This is a genomic window from Priestia megaterium NBRC 15308 = ATCC 14581 (assembly GCF_000832985.1).
GTDB lineage: Bacteria > Bacillota > Bacilli > Bacillales > Bacillaceae_H > Priestia > Priestia megaterium.
The window spans coordinates 4,041,174-4,066,409 of the sequence record NZ_CP009920.1; the positions used below are offsets into that span (position 1 = coordinate 4,041,174).

At 39.1% G+C, this 25,236-nt stretch carries 21 protein-coding genes; 19 read left to right on the plus strand and 2 right to left on the minus strand.

The genetic code is table 11. From position 1 onward, the window contains the following. Positions 1-5 precede the first annotated feature (5 nt). From BG04_RS20780 to BG04_RS20820, 9 genes are all read left to right on the plus strand, one after another. Entirely contained in the window at positions 6-1,340 is a 1,335-nt protein-coding gene (locus BG04_RS20780) for an acyclic terpene utilization AtuA family protein (RefSeq protein WP_034652839.1), read from the plus strand. Then, positions 1,321-1,632 (plus strand): AtuA-related protein, encoded by a 312-nt coding sequence (locus tag BG04_RS20785; RefSeq protein WP_034652838.1) that lies wholly within the window; start codon positions 1,321-1,323, stop codon positions 1,630-1,632. Before BG04_RS20780 ends, BG04_RS20785 begins: the two co-directional genes overlap by 20 nt. A 28-nt stretch (positions 1,633-1,660) precedes the next feature. Beyond that, positions 1,661-2,767: a chitobiase/beta-hexosaminidase C-terminal domain-containing protein gene (locus tag BG04_RS20790; protein WP_034652837.1), complete on the plus strand. Its 1,107-nt coding sequence runs from the start codon at positions 1,661-1,663 to the stop codon at positions 2,765-2,767. A 387-nt stretch (positions 2,768-3,154) separates the two neighbouring features. After that, positions 3,155-4,093, plus strand: a complete 939-nt coding sequence (locus BG04_RS20795) for a cytochrome c oxidase subunit II (protein WP_034655210.1) — start codon at positions 3,155-3,157, stop codon at positions 4,091-4,093. Between the two features lies 1 nt (position 4,094). Then, positions 4,095-6,062 carry a cytochrome aa3 quinol oxidase subunit I gene (gene qoxB / locus BG04_RS20800; RefSeq protein ID WP_034652835.1) on the plus strand — a complete coding sequence of 656 codons (1,968 nt, stop codon included), beginning with the start codon at positions 4,095-4,097 and terminating at the stop codon, positions 6,060-6,062. A 1-nt stretch (position 6,063) separates the two neighbouring features. Continuing rightward, positions 6,064-6,663, plus strand: coding sequence for a cytochrome o ubiquinol oxidase subunit III (cyoC, locus tag BG04_RS20805; RefSeq protein ID WP_034652833.1), 600 nt, complete (start codon positions 6,064-6,066; stop codon positions 6,661-6,663). Then, positions 6,664-6,960 carry a cytochrome o ubiquinol oxidase subunit IV gene (gene cyoD / locus BG04_RS20810; RefSeq protein ID WP_025751946.1) on the plus strand — a complete coding sequence of 99 codons (297 nt, stop codon included), beginning with the start codon at positions 6,664-6,666 and terminating at the stop codon, positions 6,958-6,960. Between the two features lie 150 nt (positions 6,961-7,110). Continuing rightward, positions 7,111-7,605: a universal stress protein gene (locus tag BG04_RS20815; protein ID WP_026106550.1), complete on the plus strand. Its 495-nt coding sequence runs from the start codon at positions 7,111-7,113 to the stop codon at positions 7,603-7,605. Between the two features lie 346 nt (positions 7,606-7,951). Next, positions 7,952-8,836, plus strand: coding sequence for an SDR family oxidoreductase (locus tag BG04_RS20820; protein WP_016763765.1), 885 nt, complete (start codon positions 7,952-7,954; stop codon positions 8,834-8,836). 57 nt (positions 8,837-8,893) lie between these two features. Here the strand turns inward: BG04_RS20820 and BG04_RS20825 are convergent, their stop codons facing one another. Then, positions 8,894-9,796 carry a COX15/CtaA family protein gene (locus tag BG04_RS20825; protein ID WP_034652830.1) on the minus strand — a complete coding sequence of 301 codons (903 nt, stop codon included), beginning with the start codon at positions 9,794-9,796 and terminating at the stop codon, positions 8,894-8,896. Positions 9,797-10,186: 390 nt separating this feature from the next. Here BG04_RS20825 and BG04_RS20830 point away from each other — a divergent pair, with 390 nt between their 5' ends. The 3 genes from BG04_RS20830 to BG04_RS20840 all read left to right on the plus strand — a co-directional run bounded on the left by BG04_RS20830 (position 10,187) and on the right by BG04_RS20840 (position 13,618). Beyond that, positions 10,187-11,623, plus strand: a complete 1,437-nt coding sequence (locus BG04_RS20830; protein ID WP_034652828.1) for an NAD(P)-binding domain-containing protein — start codon at positions 10,187-10,189, stop codon at positions 11,621-11,623. A gap of 36 nt (positions 11,624-11,659) precedes the next feature. Continuing rightward, a complete protein-coding gene (locus BG04_RS20835) occupies positions 11,660-11,986 on the plus strand; it encodes a Na-translocating system protein MpsC family protein (RefSeq protein ID WP_013082771.1) in 327 nt (108 codons plus the stop codon). A gap of 255 nt (positions 11,987-12,241) precedes the next feature. After that, positions 12,242-13,618 (plus strand): NCS2 family permease, encoded by a 1,377-nt coding sequence (locus BG04_RS20840; RefSeq protein ID WP_034652826.1) that lies wholly within the window; start codon positions 12,242-12,244, stop codon positions 13,616-13,618. A gap of 79 nt (positions 13,619-13,697) precedes the next feature. Here BG04_RS20840 and BG04_RS20845 read toward each other — a convergent pair whose 3' ends face one another. Next, positions 13,698-15,032: an ArsB/NhaD family transporter gene (locus BG04_RS20845; protein ID WP_013082773.1), complete on the minus strand. Its 1,335-nt coding sequence runs from the start codon at positions 15,030-15,032 to the stop codon at positions 13,698-13,700. A 473-nt stretch (positions 15,033-15,505) separates the two neighbouring features. Here BG04_RS20845 and BG04_RS20850 point away from each other — a divergent pair, with 473 nt between their 5' ends. From BG04_RS20850 to BG04_RS20880, 7 genes are all read left to right on the plus strand, one after another. Further along, the gene (locus tag BG04_RS20850) at positions 15,506-16,498 is read left to right on the plus strand and encodes a thiamine pyrophosphate-dependent dehydrogenase E1 component subunit alpha (protein ID WP_034652824.1); all 993 of its coding nucleotides are present in this window, start codon (positions 15,506-15,508) and stop codon (positions 16,496-16,498) included. Between the two features lie 18 nt (positions 16,499-16,516). Then, positions 16,517-17,551 carry an alpha-ketoacid dehydrogenase subunit beta gene (locus BG04_RS20855; RefSeq protein WP_013082775.1) on the plus strand — a complete coding sequence of 345 codons (1,035 nt, stop codon included), beginning with the start codon at positions 16,517-16,519 and terminating at the stop codon, positions 17,549-17,551. 25 nt (positions 17,552-17,576) lie between these two features. Next, positions 17,577-18,803: a dihydrolipoamide acetyltransferase family protein gene (locus BG04_RS20860; RefSeq protein ID WP_034652822.1), complete on the plus strand. Its 1,227-nt coding sequence runs from the start codon at positions 17,577-17,579 to the stop codon at positions 18,801-18,803. Between the two features lie 16 nt (positions 18,804-18,819). Then, positions 18,820-20,199: a dihydrolipoyl dehydrogenase gene (gene lpdA, locus BG04_RS20865; RefSeq protein WP_034652821.1), complete on the plus strand. Its 1,380-nt coding sequence runs from the start codon at positions 18,820-18,822 to the stop codon at positions 20,197-20,199. Positions 20,200-20,463: 264 nt separating this feature from the next. After that, a complete protein-coding gene (locus BG04_RS20870; RefSeq protein ID WP_016763772.1) occupies positions 20,464-22,341 on the plus strand; it encodes a sigma-54-dependent Fis family transcriptional regulator in 1,878 nt (625 codons plus the stop codon). A gap of 54 nt (positions 22,342-22,395) precedes the next feature. After that, positions 22,396-23,445: a 2,3-butanediol dehydrogenase gene (locus BG04_RS20875; protein ID WP_034652819.1), complete on the plus strand. Its 1,050-nt coding sequence runs from the start codon at positions 22,396-22,398 to the stop codon at positions 23,443-23,445. Positions 23,446-23,905: 460 nt separating this feature from the next. Next, positions 23,906-25,120, plus strand: coding sequence for a cystathionine gamma-synthase family protein (locus BG04_RS20880; protein ID WP_034652818.1), 1,215 nt, complete (start codon positions 23,906-23,908; stop codon positions 25,118-25,120). The last annotated feature ends 116 nt before the right edge of the window (positions 25,121-25,236 follow it).

Sequence of the window (25,236 nt, forward strand, 5' to 3'; positions counted from 1 at the left end):
TAAAAATGATAAGAATCGGATCAGGCGCAGGTTTTTCAGGAGATCGATTAGACCCAGCCGTTATATTGGCTGAAAAAGGAAATTTAGATTATTTAGTATTGGAATGTTTAGCCGAAAGAACAATCGCACTTGCCCAAAAAAGAAAAAGTCAAAACCCTTTAATGGGTTATGATTCCTTGTTAGAAAAAAGACTAGAGCTTCTTTTACCTATTATTAAGAAAAAGAAAGTGCGAATCATTACCAATATGGGAGCAGCAAATCCAATAGGTGCTGCTGAAAAAGTTGTTGAAATAGCTAACCGACTAAACATTAGGATAAAGGTAGCAGCCGTAACGGGAGATGATGTACTAAAGTTGATAGATAGAAATGGATTGACTCTAGAAACAAATGAACCGCTATCTCATTTTGGTAACGTTATATCTGCAAACGCTTACCTTGGTGTAGAAACAATGTTGCCAGCTCTAGAGACAGATGCTCAAGTTATTATTACTGGTAGAGTAGCAGATCCGTCTTTATTTGTTGCTCCAATGGTACACCACTTTGGATGGTCTTTAGACGACGTAGATAAAATTGCTCAAGGAACAGTAATTGGACACTTATTGGAATGTGGGGGACAGGTAGCTGGTGGTTATTTTGCTGATCCCGGAAAAAAAGAAGTCTCAAAGCTTGCCGAATTAGGTTTTCCATTTGCTGATGTTAAAGAAGATGGGACAGCCATTATTACTAAAGTAGAAGGGACAGGAGGAGTCATTAACTTAGCTACTGTAAAAGAACAGCTTCTTTACGAAGTAACTAACCCTCATCAATATGTAACACCCGATGTTATTGCAGATTTTACTTCCGTTCATTTACAGGAAATTAAATTGAACCAAATTCAAGTGTCTGGTGGAACAGGTATACCAAGGCCTGAAACGTTAAAAGTCAGCGTAGGTTACGAAGCAGGTGTTATTGGAGAAGGAGAAATTTCCTACGCCGGATCCAATGCTCTAGAAAGAGCTAAGCTAGCTAGTGAAATTTTATATAAGCGTTTAAAAGATAAAGTAGTCGACTTAAGAATTGATTATATTGGTATTTCTTCTGTTCATAGAGTCTCTTTTCAAGAATCAGCTCCTTATGAAATTAGGCTGAGAGTAGCAGGGAAATGTCTTACTTCAAAGGAAGCAGCTAAAATTGGAGAAGAGGTAGAAGCTCTTTATACAAATGGACCCGCAGGCGGAGGCGGAGCAAGAAAGTATGTTAATGAAGTAGTAGGAATTATTTCTACGTTGATTTCACGTAACAAAATAGAAACACACCTTACATTGAAGGAGAGCTTAACAAATGAAAAAGAAATTATATGAACTTGCTCACAGTCGAGCTGGAGATAAGGGAAACACGCTTATGTTATCACTAATTCCATATAACGAAAAAGATTATTTCTTATTACGTGAAAAAGTGACTGCTTCGGAAGTAAAAAAACACTTAAAAAATATTGTAGAAGGAGACATTGTTCGCTACGAAGTTCCTAATATATCAGCATTTCAATTTGTATGTCACCGCGCGTTACTTGGTGGGGTCACTACTTCTTTAGGAATGGATACGCACGGAAAGAGCTTAAGTTATGCCCTGCTGGAAATGGAAGTAGACATTTGAATAATAGTATAAAGGAGGTACTTTATCAGTGAACAATACGTCAATACAAAAAGTTCTAAGCTTTATTACTGTAGGAGTTCTTATTCTAGCTTTCCTTCCTTTCAATATTCTTGCAGCAAAAGAAGAAAATAATTATAGAAACGTAAAAAAACCAACCTCTTCAGTTTTATCAGGTACCTATTATTTGGAGCAGAAGGTTGAATTAAAGACAAACACGCCAGGTGCGGAAACTTACTATACACTTGACGGGAGCACTCCGACTACTAAAAGCACTCAGTATACAAACCCGATTATTATTAATAACGATACGGTGCTTAAAGCAATTTCCATAAGAGGAAACGCGAAAAATAAAAATCAAAAGAATCATAGTAATCTAGCTATATTTACTTATTCATTTGAAAGTAGAGAATCTATAGCTACTCAATTTTTATCATTCACTTATAAAACAATGCCCTACCGACTTTATGTGCCTAAAGACTATGATTCTACAAAATCATATCCCTTGGTGCTATTCTTACATGGAGGTGGTGAACGAGGAAATGATAATACAAAACAGCTTCTTGGCAACGACGGGGCTATCGTTTGGGCTTCACCAGAAAATCAACGAAAGCATCCCGCTTTTATTTTAGCTCCTCAAGCTCGTAATGTACCAAGCGGAGGCTTCACCGTTACAAGAGACGATAACAACAAAGTCGACTTAGCAAAAGTGTTCCAAACATCAGAAGATTTAAAAACGGCTTATGAAATTTTACAAAGTGTAAGAAAATCCTACAATATAGATCGTAATCGCCTTTATTCTACAGGATTATCTCAGGGAGGATTTGGCACATTTAACTTAAATATAGAACACCCTGATTTGTTTGCTGCTATGGTGCCGATAGCGGGAGGAGCCAATCCAGCTAAAGCGCACTTTCTTATCAACAAACCAATATGGGCATTTCATGCTGAAGACGATTCTATCATTCCTGTGGCCTATTCAAGGAATATAATAAGTGCTATAAAAAAATCTGGAGGGCATCCGCTATATACGGAATATCCTAAAGAGTTAGAGTATGATCATGCTTCGTGGGTTTCTGCGTATCAAAATCAGAAAATGATTGATTGGATGTTTCAGCAGGTGAAGCAAACAAATTAGTAAAAAATAAAGCTCGATACTTCATTATTCCTAAAAAGCTCTTCCAGTTAATAAGAACTGGAAGAGCTTTTTGCTTTTATAAGAATCTACCCGCTAGGAGCAAGGCATTTCACACCACATTTAACCAAATATGTGACGAAATGATGGTAAAGCCATTTAAAATAGATAAAAATCGCTTCAAGTGTGATAAATATCACACCTTTTAAACATACAACATGATAATTTTTTAGAAGTAAGCAATATGTCATGACAAACTTCAATATGTTAGGAGGTTTTTAGCCTTTTGATCTGTTGAGATGCATCTTTAATATGAACGTTTATATACCATTATTATGTACAGAGATTTAGAGGAAGGGAGCCTGAGCTTAGGTGAGAAAGCAAAAATCAATGCATATTAGCAAGTTAATCATTCTCTCCGTATTCATTACAATTTTTTTAGCAGGATGTGATAGTCGTTATTTGATTTTAAATCCGCAGGGGGCGGTGGCTCAAAAAGAATACCAGTTAATTATTTTTTCCATAATTTTATGCACAATTGTCGTTATTCCTGTTTTAGGTCTGCTTGTGTATATCGTTTTACGCTACCGTGATAAGCCTGGAAACAAGGCTCTGTATCGGCCAGACTGGGACGATAGCAAGCGTCTTGAATTTATTTGGTGGGGCATCCCCATTATTATTATCGGCATTTTAGGTTTTGCTACGGCCAAGACGACGTATGACTTAGTAGATCCGCCGAAAAAAGATGTAAAGCCGCTAACAATTGAAGTAACATCTCTTGATTGGAAATGGTTATTTCAATATCCGGATCAAGATATTGCGACAGTCAACTATGTAGAAATTCCAAAAGGTGTGCCTGTTCAATTCGTGCTAACGTCAGATGCACCTATGAATTCTTTTTGGGTACCTCAGCTGGGAGGACAATTATATACCATGCCGGGAATGGCAATGGGGCTGTGGCTGCAAGCTGATCACAAGGGAGAATACTTTGGTTCGGGTGCTAATTTTACGGGTGAAGGGTTCGCTCATATGAACTTTAAAGTTAAATCTACATCGACAAAAGAATTTAATCAATGGGTAAAGCAAGTGAAAGAAACATCACCAGCTTTAACAAAAGCTGATTATAGCAACCTTGCCCAACAAGGTCTTTCTCTAGAAAAATCGTATTCTACCATTCCTAAAGGCTTATTCCAAGAAATTGTCATTAAAAACGGCGGTCAATATTATAGTCAGCATCATCATATGAAAAATGAAGACATGAAGATTATGAATGTGGCTTCTGAAAAACAAGTACATGCACAGCACGAGCACCAGGAAGGAGGAAACTAAGTTGTTAGACAAATTAAAAGATTTTTTATCTCATTTTTTTGTGACAGGGGAGCCGATGATTTACGGAGCCGATGTCGCCATTTTGTTAACACTAGCCGGTATTATTTTTGTTCTTACTTATCTTAAAAAGTGGAAGTGGCTATGGCGTGAGTGGCTCACAACGGTGGATCATAAGAAAATTGGAATCATGTATATGCTTTCTTCATTGTTAATGCTGTTTCGAGGCGGAGTAGATGCATTATTAATGCGTATGCAGCTAGCGTTTCCCCAGTGGCATTTTCTAGATTCTAATCATTACAACGAAATTTTCACTACGCACGGAACCATTATGATTCTATTTATGGCAATGCCGCTTATGTTTGCGTTCTTTAATATTGTTGTGCCGCTTCAAATTGGAGCAAGAGATGTCGCCTATCCTTTTTTAAACGCGGTAAGCTTTTGGCTATTTTTCTTTGGCGCCATGCTTTTCAATTTGTCGTTTGTAATCGGAGGCTCGCCAGATGCAGGGTGGCTAAGTTATCCGCCGCTTTCTGGCATGCAGTTCAGTCCTGGACCAGGTCAAGATTTTTATATTTGGGGCATTCAAATATCAGGTATTGGCAGCTTGGCTTCTGGAATTAATTTCATTATGACCATTTTAAAAATGCGTGCGCCCGGTATGAAACTTATGCATATGCCGCTATTCACGTGGTCCGTTCTAGCAAGCTGTATTATTATCATTTTCGCGTTTCCTGTATTAACTGTAACGCTTGCTTTATTGTTTATTGACCGGTTCTTTGACGGACACTTATTTACCATGACCGGCGGAGGAAATCCAATGATGTACATTAACTTAATTTGGATGTGGGGACATCCTGAAGTGTATATCGTTGTACTTCCTGCATTCGGCATTTTTTCTGAAATCGTTGCAACGTTTTCTCAAAAGAAGATATTTGGCTATAAGTCTATGGTTTTTTCAATGATGATTATTAGCGTTCTATCGTATTTCACATGGGTACATCATTTCTTTACGATGGGTGCAGGTGCTAATGTGAATGTGTTTTTTGCTATTACGACGATGGCTATCGGAATTCCAACGGGCGTTAAAGTGTTCAACTGGTTATTTACGATGTTCCGCGGCCGTATTCAAATGACGCAGCCAATGCTATGGACAATTGCTTTTATCCCGTGCTTTGTTGTGGGAGGAGCAACGGGTGTTATGCTTTCAGCAGCTCCCGCGGACTATCAGTATCATAATAGCTACTTTTTAGTTGCACACTTTCACCAAGTGTTAATCGGAGGCGTTGTATTCGGCTTTTTTGCAGGTTTGTACTATTGGTGGCCAAAAATGTTTGGCTTTAAACTAGATGACCGTCTTGGTAAATGGGCGTTTTGGACGTGGAATATTGGTTTTTACGTATGCTTCATGCCTCAATACGCATTAGGGTTTATGGGAATGACGCGCCGTATTTATACGTACGACTTTGACATGGGATGGGGACCGCTGAACGTTATCTCTACAGTCGGAGCTTTCTTTATGGGCATAGGGTTTATCTTTCAAGCATGGCAGATTCTTCATGGCATTAAGTACGGAGAACGAGATGTAACAGGGGATCCTTGGAATGGACGTACATTAGAATGGTCCATCCCTTCACCGCCGCCGCACTACAATTTTGCAGTGATTCCAACAGTAACGGGGCAAGATGCGTGGTGGACAATAAAAAAAGAAAGAAAAAAGAAAAAAGCGAAGGAAACAGCTACTTTCTCTCCGATTCATATGCCTAAGAATTCAGGTATTCCATTTATCATGTCGGTTTTCTGGTTCATTGCTGGTTTTGGCTTAACGTTCCACTGGGTGTGGATGGCGATATTCGGTTTGACAGGAGTCGGAGCTTGTTTACTAGCTCGTTCTTTTCAATACAACTCGGACTATTATATTCCGGTGGATGAAATTCGACATACAGAAGATTCAGTAGGGAGGGTTGGCTGACATGGCATATGCGACAGCGCACCACGAAGAACATCATGATGAACATGATGAAGGAATCAAAGTTATGGGTTTTTGGCTTTTCCTCGTAACGGACTGCATCTTATTTGGAGCATTATTTGCTACGTATGCCGTTCTTGTTAATCATACTGCGGGAGGCCTTACAGGAAAGGAATTTTTTGAAGTTCCAGGATTTGTTTCTGAAACGTTTATCTTATTAACGAGCAGCTTTACGAGCGGATTAGCTGTGCTGAGCATGCACAAGGGAAAAATAAAGCCTTTAATTGGCTGGCTAATCGTAACTCTGCTTTTAGGTATGTGCTTTGTTGGCCTTGAAATTCATGAATTTCAAACAATGGTTCATGAAGGAGCAACCATTTCCATCAGCGCATTTTTTACAGCTTTCTATACGCTGGTTAGTACGCACGGGCTGCACGTTTCTGTCGGCATCATTTGGATGATTTCAATTACGATCCAATTAAAACGATACGGAATTACCTCTGTAACAAAGCGAAAAGTGACGATTATCAGCTTATACTGGCATTTTCTTGATGCCGTCTGGATCTTCCTTTACACGGTTGTGTATTTAATGGGGGTGATGTAGATGGAGAACCACGGGTCGTTAAAAGCTTATACAATAGGATTTATTTTCTCGATTATTTTAACCGTTATTCCTCTGCTGCTGGTATTAAACCACGTACTGGCTAAAAATATATTACTAGCTAGCATTCTAGGAATGGCCGTGCTTCAATTTTTTGTTCAATTGTTTTTCTTTATGCATATTAAAGACGGAGAAAAGCCCCGTTATAATGTGATGGCTTTAATACTCGGAATCGTTTTTGTTATTACAATTGTAGCAGGATCTATTTGGATCATGACTTTTAACTCTCAAGTTCAATAAAAATGGAGCCGTGTACGATGTGCACGGCTCTATTTTTTATTAATCCCTCTACATTGTGATAAAAATCACATATTTTCGCTTGCGCAAGAAGTACAATAAAAGTGTAGCAAAGAAAGTTCTTTATAAACGAAAGACAAAGGAGAGATTATGATGAATATGGCTTATCGTAACATCCTCGTAGCAGTAGACGGTTCTGTAGAAGCGGAGTGGGCATTCAAAAAAGCAGTTAACAGTGCGAAAAAAAATAACGCTCATTTGATAATTTGTCACGTTATCGATATACAGGCGCTAAGTCCATCACCTTATGCATTCTATACGGATACACGCTTTCAAGACGCAGAGAAATTTGCTGAAGAACTTTTAACCAACTATAGTAACCTAGCCATTAAGGCTGGAGTAACGAAAGTCGAAACATTAATTGAACATGGTTCTCCTAAAACAAAAATATCTAAAAAAATTGCTCCCGATAAGCACGTTGATTTAATTGTATGCGGTGCAACGGGGTTAAACGCAGTAGAGCGCATTTTAATTGGAAGCGTATCTCAGCATATTTTACGCTATGCCAAATGTGATGTGTTAATCGTTCGCACTCCTAAAGAAGCCGAAGAAGAATCAAAGCCTTTACAAGTGGAACTAACAGAGTAGCGGGCACAGACGAGAAAGAAAGATCATTGTTCACAGCAAAATACAAAGCTCTCACCATTTATTTAAAGAGGGGGGATAAATGTATTTTAGTTGAAAGAAGATCCGAACGAGGAATCGAGATTCTTAATAGAGAATTCGACTCGTTCGGATTTTTTTATTGTGATGGTAAACGTAGGTTTCACGTATGCAGCTGTTTTTAGCTGTTGATTGAAGGGAAAAGGTAATGAAAGAAAAGTGAGGATAATAGACATCAAGCATGTTTACTAAAGAAGAGGACGGGAAGAACAAGTATATAGAAAACTTTCCCTTAGTTGGTTAAGGATTCATTAATAAAGGAGTGACGAATATGTCAAAACTAAATAATCCATTAACTCAATATTTCCATGAAGACTATCCAAAGCAGTATCAAGAACCGCCTGGTGTACAAAAAGAAATGAACGTCATCCCGGACTGCGGGGAGAACAGTTACATAGGTGCAGGTAAATTAAAAGGCAGAAAAGCTCTTGTGACAGGCGGAGATTCAGGTATTGGCCGAGCAGCAGCTATCGCTTACGCAAGAGAAGGAGCGGACGTTGCGCTTAATTACTTGCCACAAGAGCAAGCGGATGCAGAAGAAGTAAAAAAGCTTATTGAAGCAGAAGGAAGAAAAGCAGTACTCATACCTGGTGATGTAGGCGAAGAATCTTTTTGCAAGGAGCTAGTAGAAAAAGCTTATAAAGAATTAGATGGATTAGACGTTTTAGCACTCGTAGCAGGTAAACAGCAGGCAGTAGAAGATCTTGCTGATTTAGAAACGGACCAGCTGCGCAAAACCTTTGAAGTAAATGTATTCTCTTTATATTGGACCGTAAAAGCAGCGCTGCCTTATTTACCAGCAGGTGCTTCGATTATTACCACAAGTTCTGTACAAGGCTATAGCCCAAGTCCTAATCTATTAGATTATGCAGCTACAAAGTTTGCCATTAACGGATTCACTCGCGGACTAGCCAAGCAACTAGCTCCAAAAGGTATTCGCGTCAACTCAGTTGCTCCAGGACCTATCTGGACGCCGCTGCAAATTTCTGGAGGGCAGCCAAGCGATGCTATTCCAGGCTTTGGACAAGATACACCTCTACAGCGTGCTGGTCAGCCGGTAGAGTTAGCAAATGTATACGTATTTTTAGCTTCAACGGATGCAAGCTATGTAACAGCTCAAGTTTACGGAATTACAGGCGGAATAGAACTAGCTTAACTCAAAAAAACACGTGCAGTTATGAACTGCACGTGTTTTTTTTGAGTTATTTCTGTTTTAATGTCTTCTTCCTTTTAAAGTCTGTACACAAATGTAGCTAAGGGTAGCGAATAACGCTGTAATAAATGCCGAGTGAGACAGTGTAGCAAAGACATTTAAACGAGACATGACAACAAATATACCGCTGAATATTTGAGCAATGGTTAAAGCAACCGCAATGATGGACGCGTAGTAAATATCACGGCGAGTTTCTTTATACTGCTTGATGGCAGATACCATAATCCAAATGATAAGAACAAACAGCACAAGAGCAGCAAATCGGTGGGCAAAATGAATGCCCGTTGTTCCTGAAAGCTTTGGAATAAGAGTATTGCCGTAACAAGCAGGAAAGCTTGTACACGCTAAGCTTGCACCTTTGTGACGCACATATGCACCTAAATAAATATCGCAGTAGGTAAATATAAGCGTAAACCATGCGAGCCATCTAAATTTGCCTGTAACCGCTCCTTTAATAAAATGATCCGAACGATCCTTTTGAATAACAAATATTGAAAGTAAAAATACACCGGTAAACGCAATAAGCGAAAGACCGAAATGCAGTGCTAGCGCCTCAGCTGACTGAGGCCAGATAACTGCAGAAGCCCCGAGCAATGACTCGATAATGATAAATGCAATACTCATAATCGCTAAAATTTTCACTTCACGGTTTCTGCGATAACGAATCCAAGCCCAAATAGAAAATGCTAAAACAAGAAGACCTGCAAATGCGGTAATCAAACGATGCGTATATTCAATCATTGTTGCTACTGCGTATTCAGGTATTAACTGCCCGTTACACAATGGCCACTCGTTTCCGCACCCTAATCCAGATCCTGTGGTTGTGACCAGACTGCCGGCAATCATTAAAATAAACATAACAATCGTTGTAAATATAGCTGTTATTTTAAATAAATTTCTCATACGTTGACTCCCTTTGTTGAGTTACTAATTATGACTATAGATTTGATGAATACGATAGTCAAGTAGTAGAGCGTAATTAACAAATAACTGTCACAAACTCGCACATGTTTCCCTTAAATTTGATGTCAGAAAAGCTTTCTTTACTAAACTTTTTAATGGTTTTTTCCTTTTAAACAATGTAAATATGCTTTCATACATAAGATATAAAAAATTATATTAGTGATTTTATACAATTTGCAAAAAAAACTTTAGAGAGAATGGAGATACAATCATATTCCAAAAGTGATAATATAAATATAAATCAACCGATGTTATAAAACCTATCATTTTATGTTAGATATATAATGAGCTTTTTAGCACAGAGAAACTTTATTGAAAGGAGAGATAACGATGAGCTTAGAAGCTTTAAATAAAAGAGTAGAAACCGATCTTTCTTACCTTTCCTTCAGGAAACTAACAGAAGTACAGCCAATTATCCCTAAGAGCGGACACGTATACGATGTAATCATTATTGGAGGAGGTCAAAGCGGTTTAGGAACGGCCTTTGGGTTACTGCGAGAACGCGTGTCAAACATTCTTGTTATTGATGAAAACCGTTCGGGTTTAGAAGGTCCGTGGGAAACGTATGCACGAATGATTACGCTGAGAACACCAAAAAACTTAACGTCTATTGATTTAGGTATACCTTCGCTTACGTTTCAAGCGTGGTGGGAAGCACAATTTGGCTCAGAGGGCTGGGAAGCTCTTGACAAAATTCCAAGAGGAGATTGGATGAATTATTTGCGCTGGTACCGGAGCATTCTTAACCTTCCTGTGGCAAATGAAATAAAATTAACGTTAATTGAGCCGACGGAAACAGGTATTCATCGCTTGCATATTGAAGGGAATGGAGCTTCATGTCCTACACTGATGGCACGTAAAGTTATACTAGCTACAGGAATTCAAGGAGGAGGAGAGTGGCATGTCCCGCCTATGATTTCTGAAAAATTGCCGCCTCATCTTTATTCTCACACTTCCCAAACCATTGATTTTACTACGTTGAAGAACAAAGAAGTAGCTGTTTTAGGAGGAGGAGCTTCCGCCTTTGACAATGCCAACTATGCGCTTTCTGAAGGGGTTGCTGAAGCTCATGTATTTGTTCGCCGAAAAGAACTTCCGCGTATTAACCCAATCAGACAAATGGAAGCTTCAGGAATGATTGAACGTTTCCATGCTTTGTCAGATGCTGAAAAATATGAAGTGATGGCTCATTTTTTCGAATACAACCAGCCGCCTACGAATGATACATTTGGACGCGCTTCCTCATGGCCAGGTTTTCATTTACACGTACATGCACCGTGGCTGGATGTCGAAGAAAAACAGGACAAAGCAGTTGTAACAACTCCTCAGGGAATCTTTACATTTGACTATTTAATTATTAGCACAGGGCTTCTAACTGATCCGGCTCTTCGTCCAGAATTACGCCTTGTTGAAAAACACATCGCCCGCTGGAGCGATCATTACAAAGCACCGCATGAAATTGCCAACCCAGTATTGGACGCCCATCCTTACCTTAGTAACGGCTTTGCTTTTTTAAGTCGTAATAGGGAAGGTCAAAAAATGGTATATGGCCTTTTTGCTTTTAATTATTCCGCTTTAATTAGCTGTGGAATTTCTGCATCCGCTCTTTCAGGGCTAAAATATGCGATACCAAAGCTCGTCTCAGAAGTCGCCAATCAGCTTTTTATTGATAATCGCCATGAGAATTTAACTAATTTCTTTGACTATGATGAGCCGGAATTTATCGGCAGCTGGTCAAAGGACAATAATCAAGTGAAAACAATATAGCAAAACACATTTTTAACAATGAAAAAGGTGAAGCATATGGAGCCGATCTCTAAAAAGAAGATAGCTACTTTGTATACTCAAATTAGCCAAGAGATTTTTAATGTAGGTGTGAATACTCAAAAAATAGATATTATTGATAATAAAATTCTTATTCTAGCTCAATCAAAAAGAATGCCGGCACTAGAAGCCCTTAGTGAAGAATATAGAGAATTAGTGATGTCTCTTGATGCCGCTTTGTCGACTAAATATAAAAAAATGCTAAAGCAAAAAGTGGAGCTTTTATTTGATATCGAGGTCACTTCTTTATTTAGAGATTATGATCCTGTTACAGAGAATTCTTGTACAGTTATTTGCTTTAAATAGCTTCTCTATATAAATGGCAAAACGTTCGATGAAATCGTTTGTTTCGCAAAACACGTAAAAGACGGATGCTTATCTTCTGTTTACAGAAGCAAAGAGCCGTGAAGATAGAAGGGTTTCCTTCTGTTTTCACGGCTCTTTTTATAGATATTTTCATAAAAAAGGAGTGGAAAAATGGCTACATATACACTTGTTAATAAAGGGGCTGTAAAAACTAGTTAAAAAAATCCAATCGATCATTAAAGGAGTGAAAAGCAAGTGGCGATAAATGAAAAAGGTGAAACTCAGCATATGGAACTAATAAAAAAATCAGCACCTAACCCTTCATGGTTGGATAAGCTGTTTCATTTAACCGAACGCAAAACAGATGTAAAAACAGAAATTCTTGCTGGAATTACTACTTTTGTGACGATGAGCTATATTATCTTTGTTAATCCGACGATTTTAGCAGACGCAGGCATTCCAAAAGAAGCGGCAATTGCAGCGACGATTTTTGCCACTGTCTTTGCTACTCTTTTGTTTGCATTATGGGCGAACATGCCTATTGCAGTAGCACCAGGAATGGGGCTTAACGCTTTTTTTACGTATACAGTGGTATTGGGTGAAGGGCTAACGTGGCAAACAGGTTTAGGAGCCGTATTTATTTCAGGGGTTGTATTTTTTATTTTAACGATAACAGGCTTACGCAAGAAGATTATTGAAGGGATACCCGCTATTTTAAAAAGTGCTATTTCTGTTGGAATCGGTCTATTTATTGCTTTTATCGGTTTTAAGCAAGCAGGCATTATTGTAAGCAACAAAGAAAATTTAGTAGCTCTTGGTCAGCTTACAAAACCGGGCCCATTCCTTGCTTTATTAGGTTTTATGGCGGTAACTGTATTAACTGCTCGAAAAATTAAAGGAGCTGCCCTGATTAGCATTTTGCTAGTATCAATTGCGGGGATGGTGCTGGGCATAGTAGAAGCACCTAAAAGCATCAGCAGCGTTGTGTCATTTTCAATGCCGAGCATGTCAGAAACTTTTTTACAAATGGATATTAAATCTGCTCTCCATTACGGTCTTTTCTCTATTATTTTTTCATTTACGCTTGTGGAGCTATTCGATAATTTAGGATCGATGATTGGATTATCTAAAAAAGCTGGATTAATGGATGAAAAAGGAGAAATTAAGGGGTTAGATAAAGCGCTTGTGGCAGATTCTCTTGCGACTGTAGCCAGTGCTGCTATGGGGTCTACTGCAATGAACGCATATGTAGAAAACGCTGCGGGAATTGCAGAAGGAGGCAAAACGGGCCTTAAAGCACTGGTCGTTGCCATATTGTTTTTAGTGAGTCTTTTATTTACGCCATTAATTAGTATTATTCCTTCTTTTGCTACAGCGCCTATTTTAATTATGGTTGGAGCTCTCATGTTGACAGAAATAAAAAACATTCCTCTAGACGAGATAACAGATGCTGTGCCTGCTTTTTGTACTATTAGTTTGATGCCGTTAACGTTTAGTATCGGCGAAGGCTTAGCGCTAGGGTTTTTATCTTATACATTCGTTAAATTGTTAGCCGGCAGGGCGAAGGAAATTCACTGGATTATGTATATGATTAGCGCCGCTTTTATTATCAACTTCGTTTGGGCTGCTTGAGCGCATATATCTAGAGCAAAAAAGACTTCTCAGCTGAGAAGTCTTTTTACTGTTCATGTAAATTTTAATTGCTCTTTTCTTACAAGAATAAAAGGTAGCGAAGAAAGATATATAACGTTGAAATCAAAAGAGATACAAGCATAATTGGAGCTCCAATTTTCAAAAAATCCATAAACGAAAATTTATGTCCTTTTTTTACAGCCATGCCAGCTACAATGACGTTGGCAGATGCTCCAATTAACGTACCGTTTCCTCCCAAACATGCTCCTAGAGCCAATGACCACCATAGTACATTGATTTGAGCAGAATCAGGGCTCATTCCCATTCCATGAGCCATATCTTGAATAAGTGGAATCATTGTAGCAACAAAAGGAATGTTATCAATAACAGCTGAAGCAATTCCGCTAATCCACAAAATCAGATAAGCTGACAGTGCGATATTGCCGTCTGTAACGTTTAACGCGCCAGCAGCCAGCTTTTTAATAATGCCTACATCAATTAAGCCTCCGACAAGAACAAACAAACCTGCAAAGAAAATAATCGTTGTCCATTCAACAGAATCAAATGCGCTTTCTACTTCATCATGAGTTCTTAATCCAATTACCAGTAGTACAGCAGCACCCGTAATGGCTACCATAGCCGCATCAATGTGCAAAACAGAATGCAGGGTAAAACCTAGAATCGTTAATACTAATACAGTTAACGATTTTTTCATTAAAACAGAATCTTGAATATAATCTTTTTCATTTAAACTCATTAGCTCTTGCTTTTTACTATCTTCTACTTTTAACTTTTTACGATAGATAAGAACAAGAATCCCCAGTGTAACAACACCGATAATCAGCACTGCAGGAGTTAAATTTAATAAAAAAGCATTAAAATCAAGGTGAGGGTTCGCTGCCCCAATCATGATATTAGGCGGGTCGCCTATTAAAGTTGCCGTTCCTCCAATATTTGAAAACAGCACTTCTGATATAAGAAACGGAAAAGGATTAATGTTTAAGATAGTAGTAATCGAAAATGTAACGGGAACAATTAATAACACGGTTGTCACATTGTCTAAAAAAGCTGATCCGACGCCTGTTAAAATCGATAAAATAACTAGAATTCGAACCGGATCACCTTTAGCAATTTTAGCAGACTTGATGGCTGCGTATTGAAACACGCCTGTTTTATTTGTGATGCCGACTAAAATCATCATACCCATAAGAAGGACAATTGTTTCCCACTGAATGTGTTCGGTAATAGCGTTATTAAAATCGACAATGCCTAACAAAATCATTAATATAGCACCTAAAAGAGCTGCTGAAGCGCGATTGATCTTTTCAGTCATAATCAGAAAATATGTAATGATAAATATAATAATGGCTGCGTATACATGGAAACTTGTAATGTGTTGAATTGCATTGTGCATAACTGTAACCTGGCGATATGTCATCTAGACGTCGCGAAGTGTAGATGACGCAAACTTTGGATGTTTTCCAGGTTTTCACCTCATCTTTCATCGTTTAATTTACATCCAACTTTATGGTGAAACTTCTATAAAATCCGCTTTCCTTTAACCAACCTCCTTTAAAAGCTTTGGTGTTCTTCAAAATGAAGACGATTCCTTCAGCATTATATCATATTTACATAAAAGCTTTCTTGCTAATTATTCATGTGATTTTCAACCCACACGCTTATTATGCACCTTAAATTCAGTTTACATAATTGATTCCTCTAAGATGGGACAAAGTTAGACAAAGTTGGAACAGTGTCCAATTTTGTCTAACTTTGTGAGAGCAAATAAAACAATGGATTGCTAAGATAAAGCGGTTTTCATGTTGGCACGGTACTTGCAAGAGTAATTAAGTGAAGTTTGATAATCAAATGAGGAGGCTTACCATAATGAAAACTGCTCAAAATAAAACAGAAAAGCTTACGAAAGAAAAAGCCAGCTGGATGTATCAGAAAATGGTAGAAATTCGAAAGTTTGAAGATGAAGTACATCAAATTTTTGCAAAAGGTGTACTGCCTGGTTTTGTTCATCTGTATGCAGGTGAAGAAGCGATAGCGGTTGGAATGTGCGCTCACCTTAATGACAATGACAGTATTACGAGCACTCATCGTGGACACGGTCATTGTATTGCTAAAGGCGGCGATTTGGATGGGATGATGGCTGAACTATTTGGGAAGGTAACCGGGTTAGGCAAAGGAAAAGGCGGATCTATGCATATCGCGGATTTAGATAAAGGAATTTTAGGAGCAAATGGAATTGTAGGAGGAGGATTTCCGCTTGCATGCGGTTCTGCTTTAACTGCTAAGTATAAAAAGACAAAAGATGTAAGCGTTTGCTTTTTTGGAGACGGAGCGGGCAATGAAGGGACGTTTCATGAAGGAATTAACTTAGCAGCCATTTGGAAACTGCCTGTTGTTTTTGTTGCTGAGAATAATGGCTACGGAGAGGCAACTCCATTTTCTTATGCTTCAAGCTGCAGCACGATTGCAGACCGTGCCGCAGCTTACAACATTCCAGGCGTACGAGTGGATGGAAAAGACGTGATGGCTGTTTATGAAGCAGCTGCAGAAGCTATTCAACGAGCTCGCAGAGGGGAAGGCCCAACGTTAATTGAATGTGTAACGTATCGAAATTACGGGCATTTCGAAGGAGACGCACAAACGTATAAATCAGGCAGTGAAAAGAAAGAACATCTCCAAGAAAAAGATGCTATTGCTCTTTTTGAAAACTATTTGCTTTCAGAACAAGTAGTAACAGAAAAAGAGCTCAGAGATATTGAAGGTGATGTAGAAAAAGCAGTAAAACGCGCGGTTGAGCTAGCAGAAACAAGCGATTATCCTGATGCTTCCGAACTATTAACAGATGTTTATGTATCTTACTAATTAAAGGGGGAAAAGAAGATGACTAGAAAATTAAGCATGTCTGAAGCTATCAATGAAGCAATGAAACTAGCGATGCGAAAAGATGAGAATGTGATTCTGCTGGGAGAAGATGTAGCTGGCGGAGCGGAAATTGACCACCTGCAAGATGATGAGGCGTGGGGCGGGGTCCTTGGGGTGACAAAGGGGCTTGTGCAAGAATTTGGACGTGAACGAATTCTTGATACGCCTATTTCAGAAGCAGCTTATATAGGAGCTGCAATGGGAGCGGCAGCTACGGGGTTAAGACCGGTTGCAGAATTAATGTTTAATGATTTTATTGGATGCTGCTTAGATCAAGTGCTGAATCAAGGCGCAAAATTTAGATACATGTTCGGAGGAAAAGCAGAAGTGCCTGTTACAATTCGAACGACTCATGGAGCTGGATTTAGAGCTGCAGCTCAGCATTCTCAGAGCTTGTACGCTTTGTTCACTAGCATTCCTGGCATTAAAGTAGTGGTCCCTTCTAATCCTTACGATGCAAAAGGTTTATTATTAGCAGCAATTGAAGACAATGATCCGGTTATCTTTTTTGAAGACAAAACATTGTACAACATGAAAGGTGAGGTTCCTGAAGGCTACTATACGATTCCATTAGGAAAAGCGGACGTGAAACGCGAAGGAACGGATTTAACTATTGTAGCGATTGGCAAACAAGTAAATACTGCACTTACAGCAGCAGATCAATTATCTCACAAAGGAATTGACGTAGAAGTAGTCGATCCGCGAAGTCTATCCCCTTTTGACGAAGAGACGATTCTTTCTTCTGTAGAAAAAACGAATCGATTAATTGTTATTGACGAAGCCAACCCAAGATGCAGCATAGCAACAGACATTGCTGCGCTAGTTGCTGATAAAGGATTTGACATGCTTGATGCACCTATTAAACGAATTACAGCGCCACATACACCTGTGCCATTTTCACCTCCATTAGAAGATATTTATCTGCCAACACCGCAAAAAGTAATTGAAGTTGTATCGGAGTTACTAGGAGATAAATCGCTTTTAAGCGTGTAAGTAAAGAGAAAGGGGGAGGAAGCAAATGGCTGCAGAGGTTGTAATGCCGAAACTAGGTATGGCAATGAAAGAAGGAACCGTTTCGACATGGAATAAAAAAGTTGGAGACTCCGTTTCAAAAGGAGATATGATTGCAAGCATTAATTCTGAAAAAATAGAAATGGAAATTGAAGCTCCGCAGGACGGTGTGATTCTTGATATTCTTGTGCAAGAAGATGTAGGGGTGCCTCCTGGAACGATTATCTGTTATGTTGGAAAGCCAAACGAGCAGCTTACTGAGCAAAACAGTTCAGCAAATGAGCTCCAGGCTCCCAAAAACGAAGTAGCTGCCACTATTTCTTTAGAAGAGCCGCCAGCAAACGCAGCTTCATCAAAGAAGAGCAAAGAAACGGTGCTTATTTCACCAATTGCACGGAAAATAGCAGAATCTGAAAACCTTAATGTTGAAACGATTAAAGGCACAGGACCAAAAGGAAGAATCACCAAAGCAGATGTAGAGAAAGTGCTGGCGGAAAGAGCTTCAGAAGCGAGTCGTCCACCAGCAGAAATAGATAAAGCTATAAAAAAAGAAACGCTTCCAGTAGCGGGCATGAGAAAAGTCATTGCAAGTCGAATGCATAATAGTTTATTAAACAGTGCCCAATTAACGATTAATATGAAAGCTGACGTGACGGATTTGCTGTCTCTGCAACGGGAAATCAAAGATTTGATCCAACAACGCCATAAGGTGAAGATATCTCTAACTGATTTTATTGCTCGCGCTGTTGTTCTTTCACTTCAAGAACATAAACAAATGAACAGTGCTTATATAGATAACGAAATTCATCTCTATAACCATGTTCATCTTGGAATGGCCGTAGCCTTAGAGAATGGGTTAGTAGTCCCTGTTGTGCAACATGCTGAAAAGATGTCGTTAGTTGAATTAGCTGCAGAGATCAAAACACGAGCAGCAGATGCTCGGCAAGGTCAACTGAGCACTGATAGGATGCAAGGTTCAACATTCACTATTACTAATCTGGGTGCTTACGGAGTAGAGTATTTTACACCTGTATTAAATCCGCCTGAAACAGGAATCCTTGGTGTTGGAGCTACTGAAGATGTACCGATGTATAAAGGAGACAATTTACAAAGAAGAAACGTGCTGCCTTTAAGCCTGACGTTTGATCATCGCGTACTGGACGGGGCACCTGCAGCTAATTTCCTTGGAACTATTAAACAATACTTAGAGCAACCTATTTTACTACTCTTATAGAAAGTTGGTGCATTCCGTGAAACCTTTAGTTGTCATTGGCGGCGGTCCTGCAGGATATGTGGCGGCAATCACTGCCGCCCGGCAAGGAAAACAAGTTACGTTAATCGAACAAAAAGATTTAGGTGGCACCTGTTTAAATGAGGGCTGCATGCCAACAAAGTCATTATTAGCAAGCGCGGAAGCCTACGAGAAAATCAAGCAAGCTGAGCAATTCGGCATCAATCTTCCTTTAGAACAAGTGAAAATTAACTGGGATGGCGTTCAGCATCATAAAACAACCATTGTTAAAAACTTGGTCAAGGGAATCAGCTATTTGATGAAAAAGAACAGTATTAAAGTCATAAAAGGAGAAGCTTCTTTTTTGACAAATCATTGTCTAGCCGTGCGAAACGAAAATCACGTAGAAGAGATAGAGGCTGAACAGTTTATTATTGCTGCGGGTTCAGAACCTGCTAGCCTGCCATTTGCTCCTTTTGATGGAAAGTGGATCATTCACAGTAAACAAGCAATGTCGCTGCCTGCTATCCCTTCATCTCTTTTAATAGTAGGAGGGGGTGTAATTGGATGTGAATTTGCAAGCATTTACAGCCAAATGGGAACAAAAGTAACGATTGTGGAAGCGGCAGATCAGCTGCTTCCTGGTGAAGATGCCGACATCGCATTTACGTTACAGGAAGAATTAGAGAAAAAAGGCGTGGCAATTTATACATCCTCTTCGTTAACAGAAATGCAGCCAAAAGATAAAACAGCTCTATTTAAACACAAAGAAGAGCTGCATGAACTGCAGGCTGAGTATGCATTAATTTCAATTGGAAGAAAACCTAGAGTGCTAGGTTTGGGTTTAGAACAGGTTGGCGTACATTTTTCAAAACAAGGAATTGATGTTAATGAGCATATGCAAACGAATATACCTAATATCTATGCTTGTGGAGATGTAGTTGGCGGAATTCAGCTTGCTCATGTCGCCTTTCATGAAGGCACAGTTGCTGCTTTGCACGCATGCGGAAAAGATAAGAGCGTAAATTATCGAGCTGTACCCCGCTGCATTTATACTCACCCTGAGATTGCAAGTGTCGGTATGACAGAAAAGCAGGCTCGAAGCGAATACGGCGATATTCGCGTCGGAGAATTCTCGTTTACGGCAAATGGTAAAGCAATGATTGCAAATGAGTCCGTTGGAAAAGTGAAAGTAATCGTAGAACCGCAGTTTAATGAAATTATTGGGCTTTCCATTGTAGGTTCATATGCTACAGAATTAATTGGACAAGGAACCATTATGATGCACGGAGAGCTGACCACAGATATAATGGAAGACTTTATCGCTGCCCACCCTACATTATCTGAAGCCATTCACGAAGCTCTTTTGCAGTCGGCGGGTCAGGCCGTTCACTCCTGATTACGCAGGTGCCCAAGTTATTAAACTCTTTGAGGATGAAAAGTAAAAATGAATGATTCAAAAAGATAACTAGAGGATGAAGGAATCACGGAAGCGGTATAGTAGTTTTCCTGCATCCTCGTCTAGTTTCTTTATTAATTTTTACATAACGTGAGTTTAAAAATCTATCATTTGGTAATGATAACGTTTTCTTTGTGATTTATAATAATGGTAACAAGCCTTGATTTACTATATTCAATTAAGTTTATAGGGGAGAGGTCAGAAATGGAATCCACACTTTCTTTAAACACATGGAAACGTTTTGTAAACGAAGGAGCACTTGAATCTTCAAGATTAAACGACATTATTGTAAAGTCATGGCATCGTTGTAAAAGCGCAGATGTTAATCCTTACCTAGATAAAGGCAGATCGATTTTAAGAAATGAAGACTTTCATTCTCGAAAACAAATGAACTCTTTATTTCTTGAGACGGCTTTGCCACACTTAGAAAGAATCAGACAATCAGCGGCGGACTTAGGAATGGTTGCTTTATTAATTGACCCAGAAGGCTATATTTTATCTATTACAGGAAATAGACTTACACTGAATGAAGCAAGGAAAATTAATTTTGTGGAAGGTGCCTGTTGGACAGAAAAAGAAGTAGGCACAAATGCAATCGGTACGGCTCTGCAAACGGAAGAGCCTATTATGATAACGGGTACAGAACATTATTCGATTGCTTCGCATCAATGGAGCTGTTCGGCAGCGCCTGTTCGAAATGACGACGGAAATTTAATTGGGATTATTAATATTTCTTGTCCTGTAAACAGAGCTCACCCTTATACACTTGGGATGGTTACGTCCATTGCGTATACAATTGAGCGGGAGTTAAGCATTCGAATGCACAAAGACGAAATTGAGTTGGTTCACGCTTCTATGAATTTTGTTGATAGCAAACAGCTCTTGTTGCTTTGCAATTACAAAGAAGTGATTGTGGGAGCAAGCAAAACCGTGCGAGAATGTATACCAAAATGGTCAGGTCTGCAGTTAAATACGATTGTACAACAGGGATTTCGTATAGTGATGGAAGTGCCTGTAACCTCAAAAAGACACGGTCATTCTATTGGAAAGATTATTTATTTATCAGAAGAAGCGCACCACAACCAAACAACTACACAGATCCCTGCTCAATCATTTTCTTTTAAAGGAGAAGCAGGCATAAGCCGTTCCTTTCAGCAAACACTAGAAGAAATAAAGCATGCGGCTCCTACGGATACAACTGTCTATATTTTAGGGGAAACAGGTACCGGAAAAGAAGTAATAGCTCAAACAATTCATGAAAACAGCTCGCGTAAAAACGGGCCTTTTATTGCTCTTAATTGTGGTGCTATTCCGAAAGAACTTATGGAAAGTGAATTATTTGGCTATGTGGATGGAGCATTTACAGGAGCACGGCGTCAAGGATATCAAGGAAAGTTTGAGCTGGCTAATCACGGTACGATTTTTCTTGATGAAATAGGTGAACTTCCTCATTCTATGCAAGTTTCTTTGTTAAGAGTATTGCAAGAGCGCAAGGTAACGCCTGTTGGAAGTAATCAGGAAATTCCGGTAGACATCCGGATTATTACCGCTACTCATCGAGATCTTCGTCAACTTGTCAGTGAAGGGAAGTTTCGAGAAGATTTATATTACCGGCTCCACGTGTATCCCGTGCATGTTCCGCCTTTGCGAGAAAGGAAAGAAGATATTCCACATCTGATGCGCTACTTTTGTCAAAAGAATGCTTGGAATATGAATTTCCCCAAGGAATTAGTAGATAAATTAATAGATTATCAGTGGCCCGGCAATATTCGAGAATTATTTAATGTACTTGAACGCTTGAAGATCTCGCTTAAAACAGAAGCAGAAAAAGAGAAGATATTGAATTATTTGAGTTCTTTAAATCTTGGTGGCCAAAAGAACATCTCTAACTCTGATACTTCACAAGAAATAGAAGACAATGATTTTACGTCCCTCCCCGTACTCACATTTCGTGAAAAAGTTCAAAAAGACTTAATGATGGATGCTTTACGTAAAACACAGGGAAATGTGTCACTTGCCGCTAAGCTGTTAGATATACCAAGAAGTACATTTTATAACAGATTAAAAAAATTCAATTTGTAAGCTGAGAGTTCGTAGCTGTTTTAAATTTTTAAATAAGGATAGGAGCTGAGTAGAATGAAAGCATTAAGATGGCATGGCGTTAAAGATGTAAGGTTAGAACATATTGCAGAACCTACTGTCTCTCAAGGAAAAGTGAAAATTAAAGTAGAATGGTGTGGAATTTGCGGAAGTGATTTGCATGAGTACACGGCAGGACCCATTTTTATTCCTACAGAAGAACTCCATCCATTAAGCAAAGATAAAGCGCCGGTGGTACTGGGGCATGAATTTTCTGGACAAGTTGTAGAAATTGGAGAAGGTATTACGAATGTAAAAGTCGGAGACAGAGTAGTGGTAGAACCTATCTATGCATGCGGAGAGTGTGAAAACTGTAAACAAGGAAAGTATAATCTTTGTAATAAAATGGGGTTTTATGGTCTTGCCGGAGGTGGCGGAGGTTTTTCTGAGTATGCCTCCATACCGGTAGAAATGATTCATAAAATACCGGAAGCGGTGTCTTACGAGCAAGGAGCTCTCGTAGAGCCTTCAGCTGTGGCTCTTCATGCTGTGCGTCAAAGCAAACTAAAGGTAGGAGATAAAGCCGCCGTATTTGGGACGGGGCCAATCGGTTTGCTAGTTATTGAAGCGTTAAAAGCCTCGGGTGCATCTGAAATTTATGCGATCGAACTATCGGAACAGCGCAGACAGAAAGCTGAAGAACTTGGGGCGATTGCCATTAACCCGCAAGAATACGACCCCGTAGCAGAAGTACATAAGCGCACAGGCGGAGGTGTAGACGTTTCCTATGAAGTGACAAGTGTTCCCTTAGTTTTAACTCAAGCTATTAATTCTACCAAAAGTGGCGGGGAGACAATGATTGTTAGCATATTTGAAAAAGAAGCGTCCATTCATCCCCAAACAATCGTTTTACAAGAGCGTACAGTAACAGGTATTATTGGCTACCGCGATGTATTTCCAGCGGTTATTAGTTTAATGGCAAAAGGCTATTTTTCTGCTGATAAACTGGTGACAAAACGTATCAAGCTAGAGAATGTAATTGAAGAAGGTTTTGAGACATTGTTAAAAGAAAAAGAACAGGTGAAAATTTTGGTGAAAGCTGAATAAAAAAAGAGGCTGGGACAAAAATATTTTAGACGAAGTAAAAAACGAACCATTGATCAAAATTTTTGATTATTGGTTCGTTTTTTTGTTAACATGAACATATGTTCGGTTTGTTTAGGTCTTTCTAGCAGTTGATTGGAGGGCAAGACAAGGACTCCTGCGGGAAAAGCGGAACAAATGAGACCCTACAGGAGCGTATGCGACGAGGTGGCTCAGCGCCCGCGTAAAGCGAAGTCTTGCACGGAAATCAACTGCCGTGTCATAAGCGGTTCAGCTCATCTATCATCTATCCTATTTGTTCGTCTTTAGATTGGATTCATTTCGTTATGTCTTAACCTCTTTAAATTGAATAAGGTAAGTATGGTTATTTTATTATCAGATTATTCTGTACTATATACAGTATATTGTATACAATATATAATCTAATCATTATCTAATTAATAAAATCAGAGGTGATGAGTGAATGACAGACAAACAGTTTAAAAATGTACAAGACGGAACAAAAGCGGTATGGGCAGGAGAAAAAGAATCCCTTGCTTACAATGCCACTCAAGTTCCCGTCGTCTTCAGCGTAGCTTACAATTATGATGATGTAGACGAATGGCAAGAAGTTGCTTTAGGAAACAAACCAGGCTATACGTATAATCGCATGAGTAATCCTACAGTTAAAGCTTTTGAAGAAAAAGTAAGGATACTTGAAGAAGCAGAAGAAGCGGTCGCATTTTCCTCCGGCATGGCGGCTATTAGCAGCACATTATACACGTTTTTAAAACCTGGAGACCGCGTCGTATCGGTAAAAGATACATATGGAGGAACAAATAAAATCTTCACTGAGTTCCTTCCTAACATCGGAGTTGATGTAACCTTATGCAATACGGGAAATCATGAAGAAATTGAAGCGGAAGTAAATAAAGGGTGTAAAGTGCTATATTTAGAGTCACCTACAAATCCTACGATGAAAATTATTGATATTGAAAGAATAGCAAAAGCAGGAAAATCTGCAGGGGCAGTCGTCATTATTGATAATACGTTTGCAACACCCATTAATCAAAATCCTCTTCAATTAGGGGTAGATCTTGTCATTCACAGCGCAACAAAATTTTTAAGCGGACATGCGGATGCCTTAGGAGGGACAGTATGCGGCTCTAAAGAATTAATGAAGCATGTGTATCACTACCGTGAGATCAATGGCGCGACCATGGATCCCATGTCAGCGTATCTTATTTTAAGAGGAATGAAAACGTTAAAATTACGTATACGTCAACAAGAGCAAAGCGCTTTGGAAATTGCTAAATTTCTTCAAAAGAAAGAAGCGGTTGAAGCCGTCTATTATCCTGGATTGGAAACACACCCTCATCATCATATTGCCAAAAAACAAATGAAAGGCTTTGGCGGAATATTAAGCTTTGTTTTAAAAGGAGAAATGGAAGCTATTAAAATTTTGCTGCCAGAGTTAACGTATGCAAATAAAGCCGGCAATTTAGGAGCGGTTGAAACAATTTATGGACCAGCAAGAACGACTAGCCACGTAGAATGTACGCTTGAAGAACGTAAAGCTCTTGGAATATCCGAAGGACTGGTTCGCATATCTGTAGGAATTGAAGATACGGAAGATTTAATTGCAGACTTAGAACAAGCATTTGCTCACTTGGAATCCGCATCATCTATTAGTAAGTAAAAAGACACGTATTACTTTTTTTAATGAAAATAAAGTAAGTACCTCTTTTTAGTTGGTAGACACTTCTTCAGAATTGTAGAAATTTTGTGGAATAAAGCTGATAAATTAAACTGTAC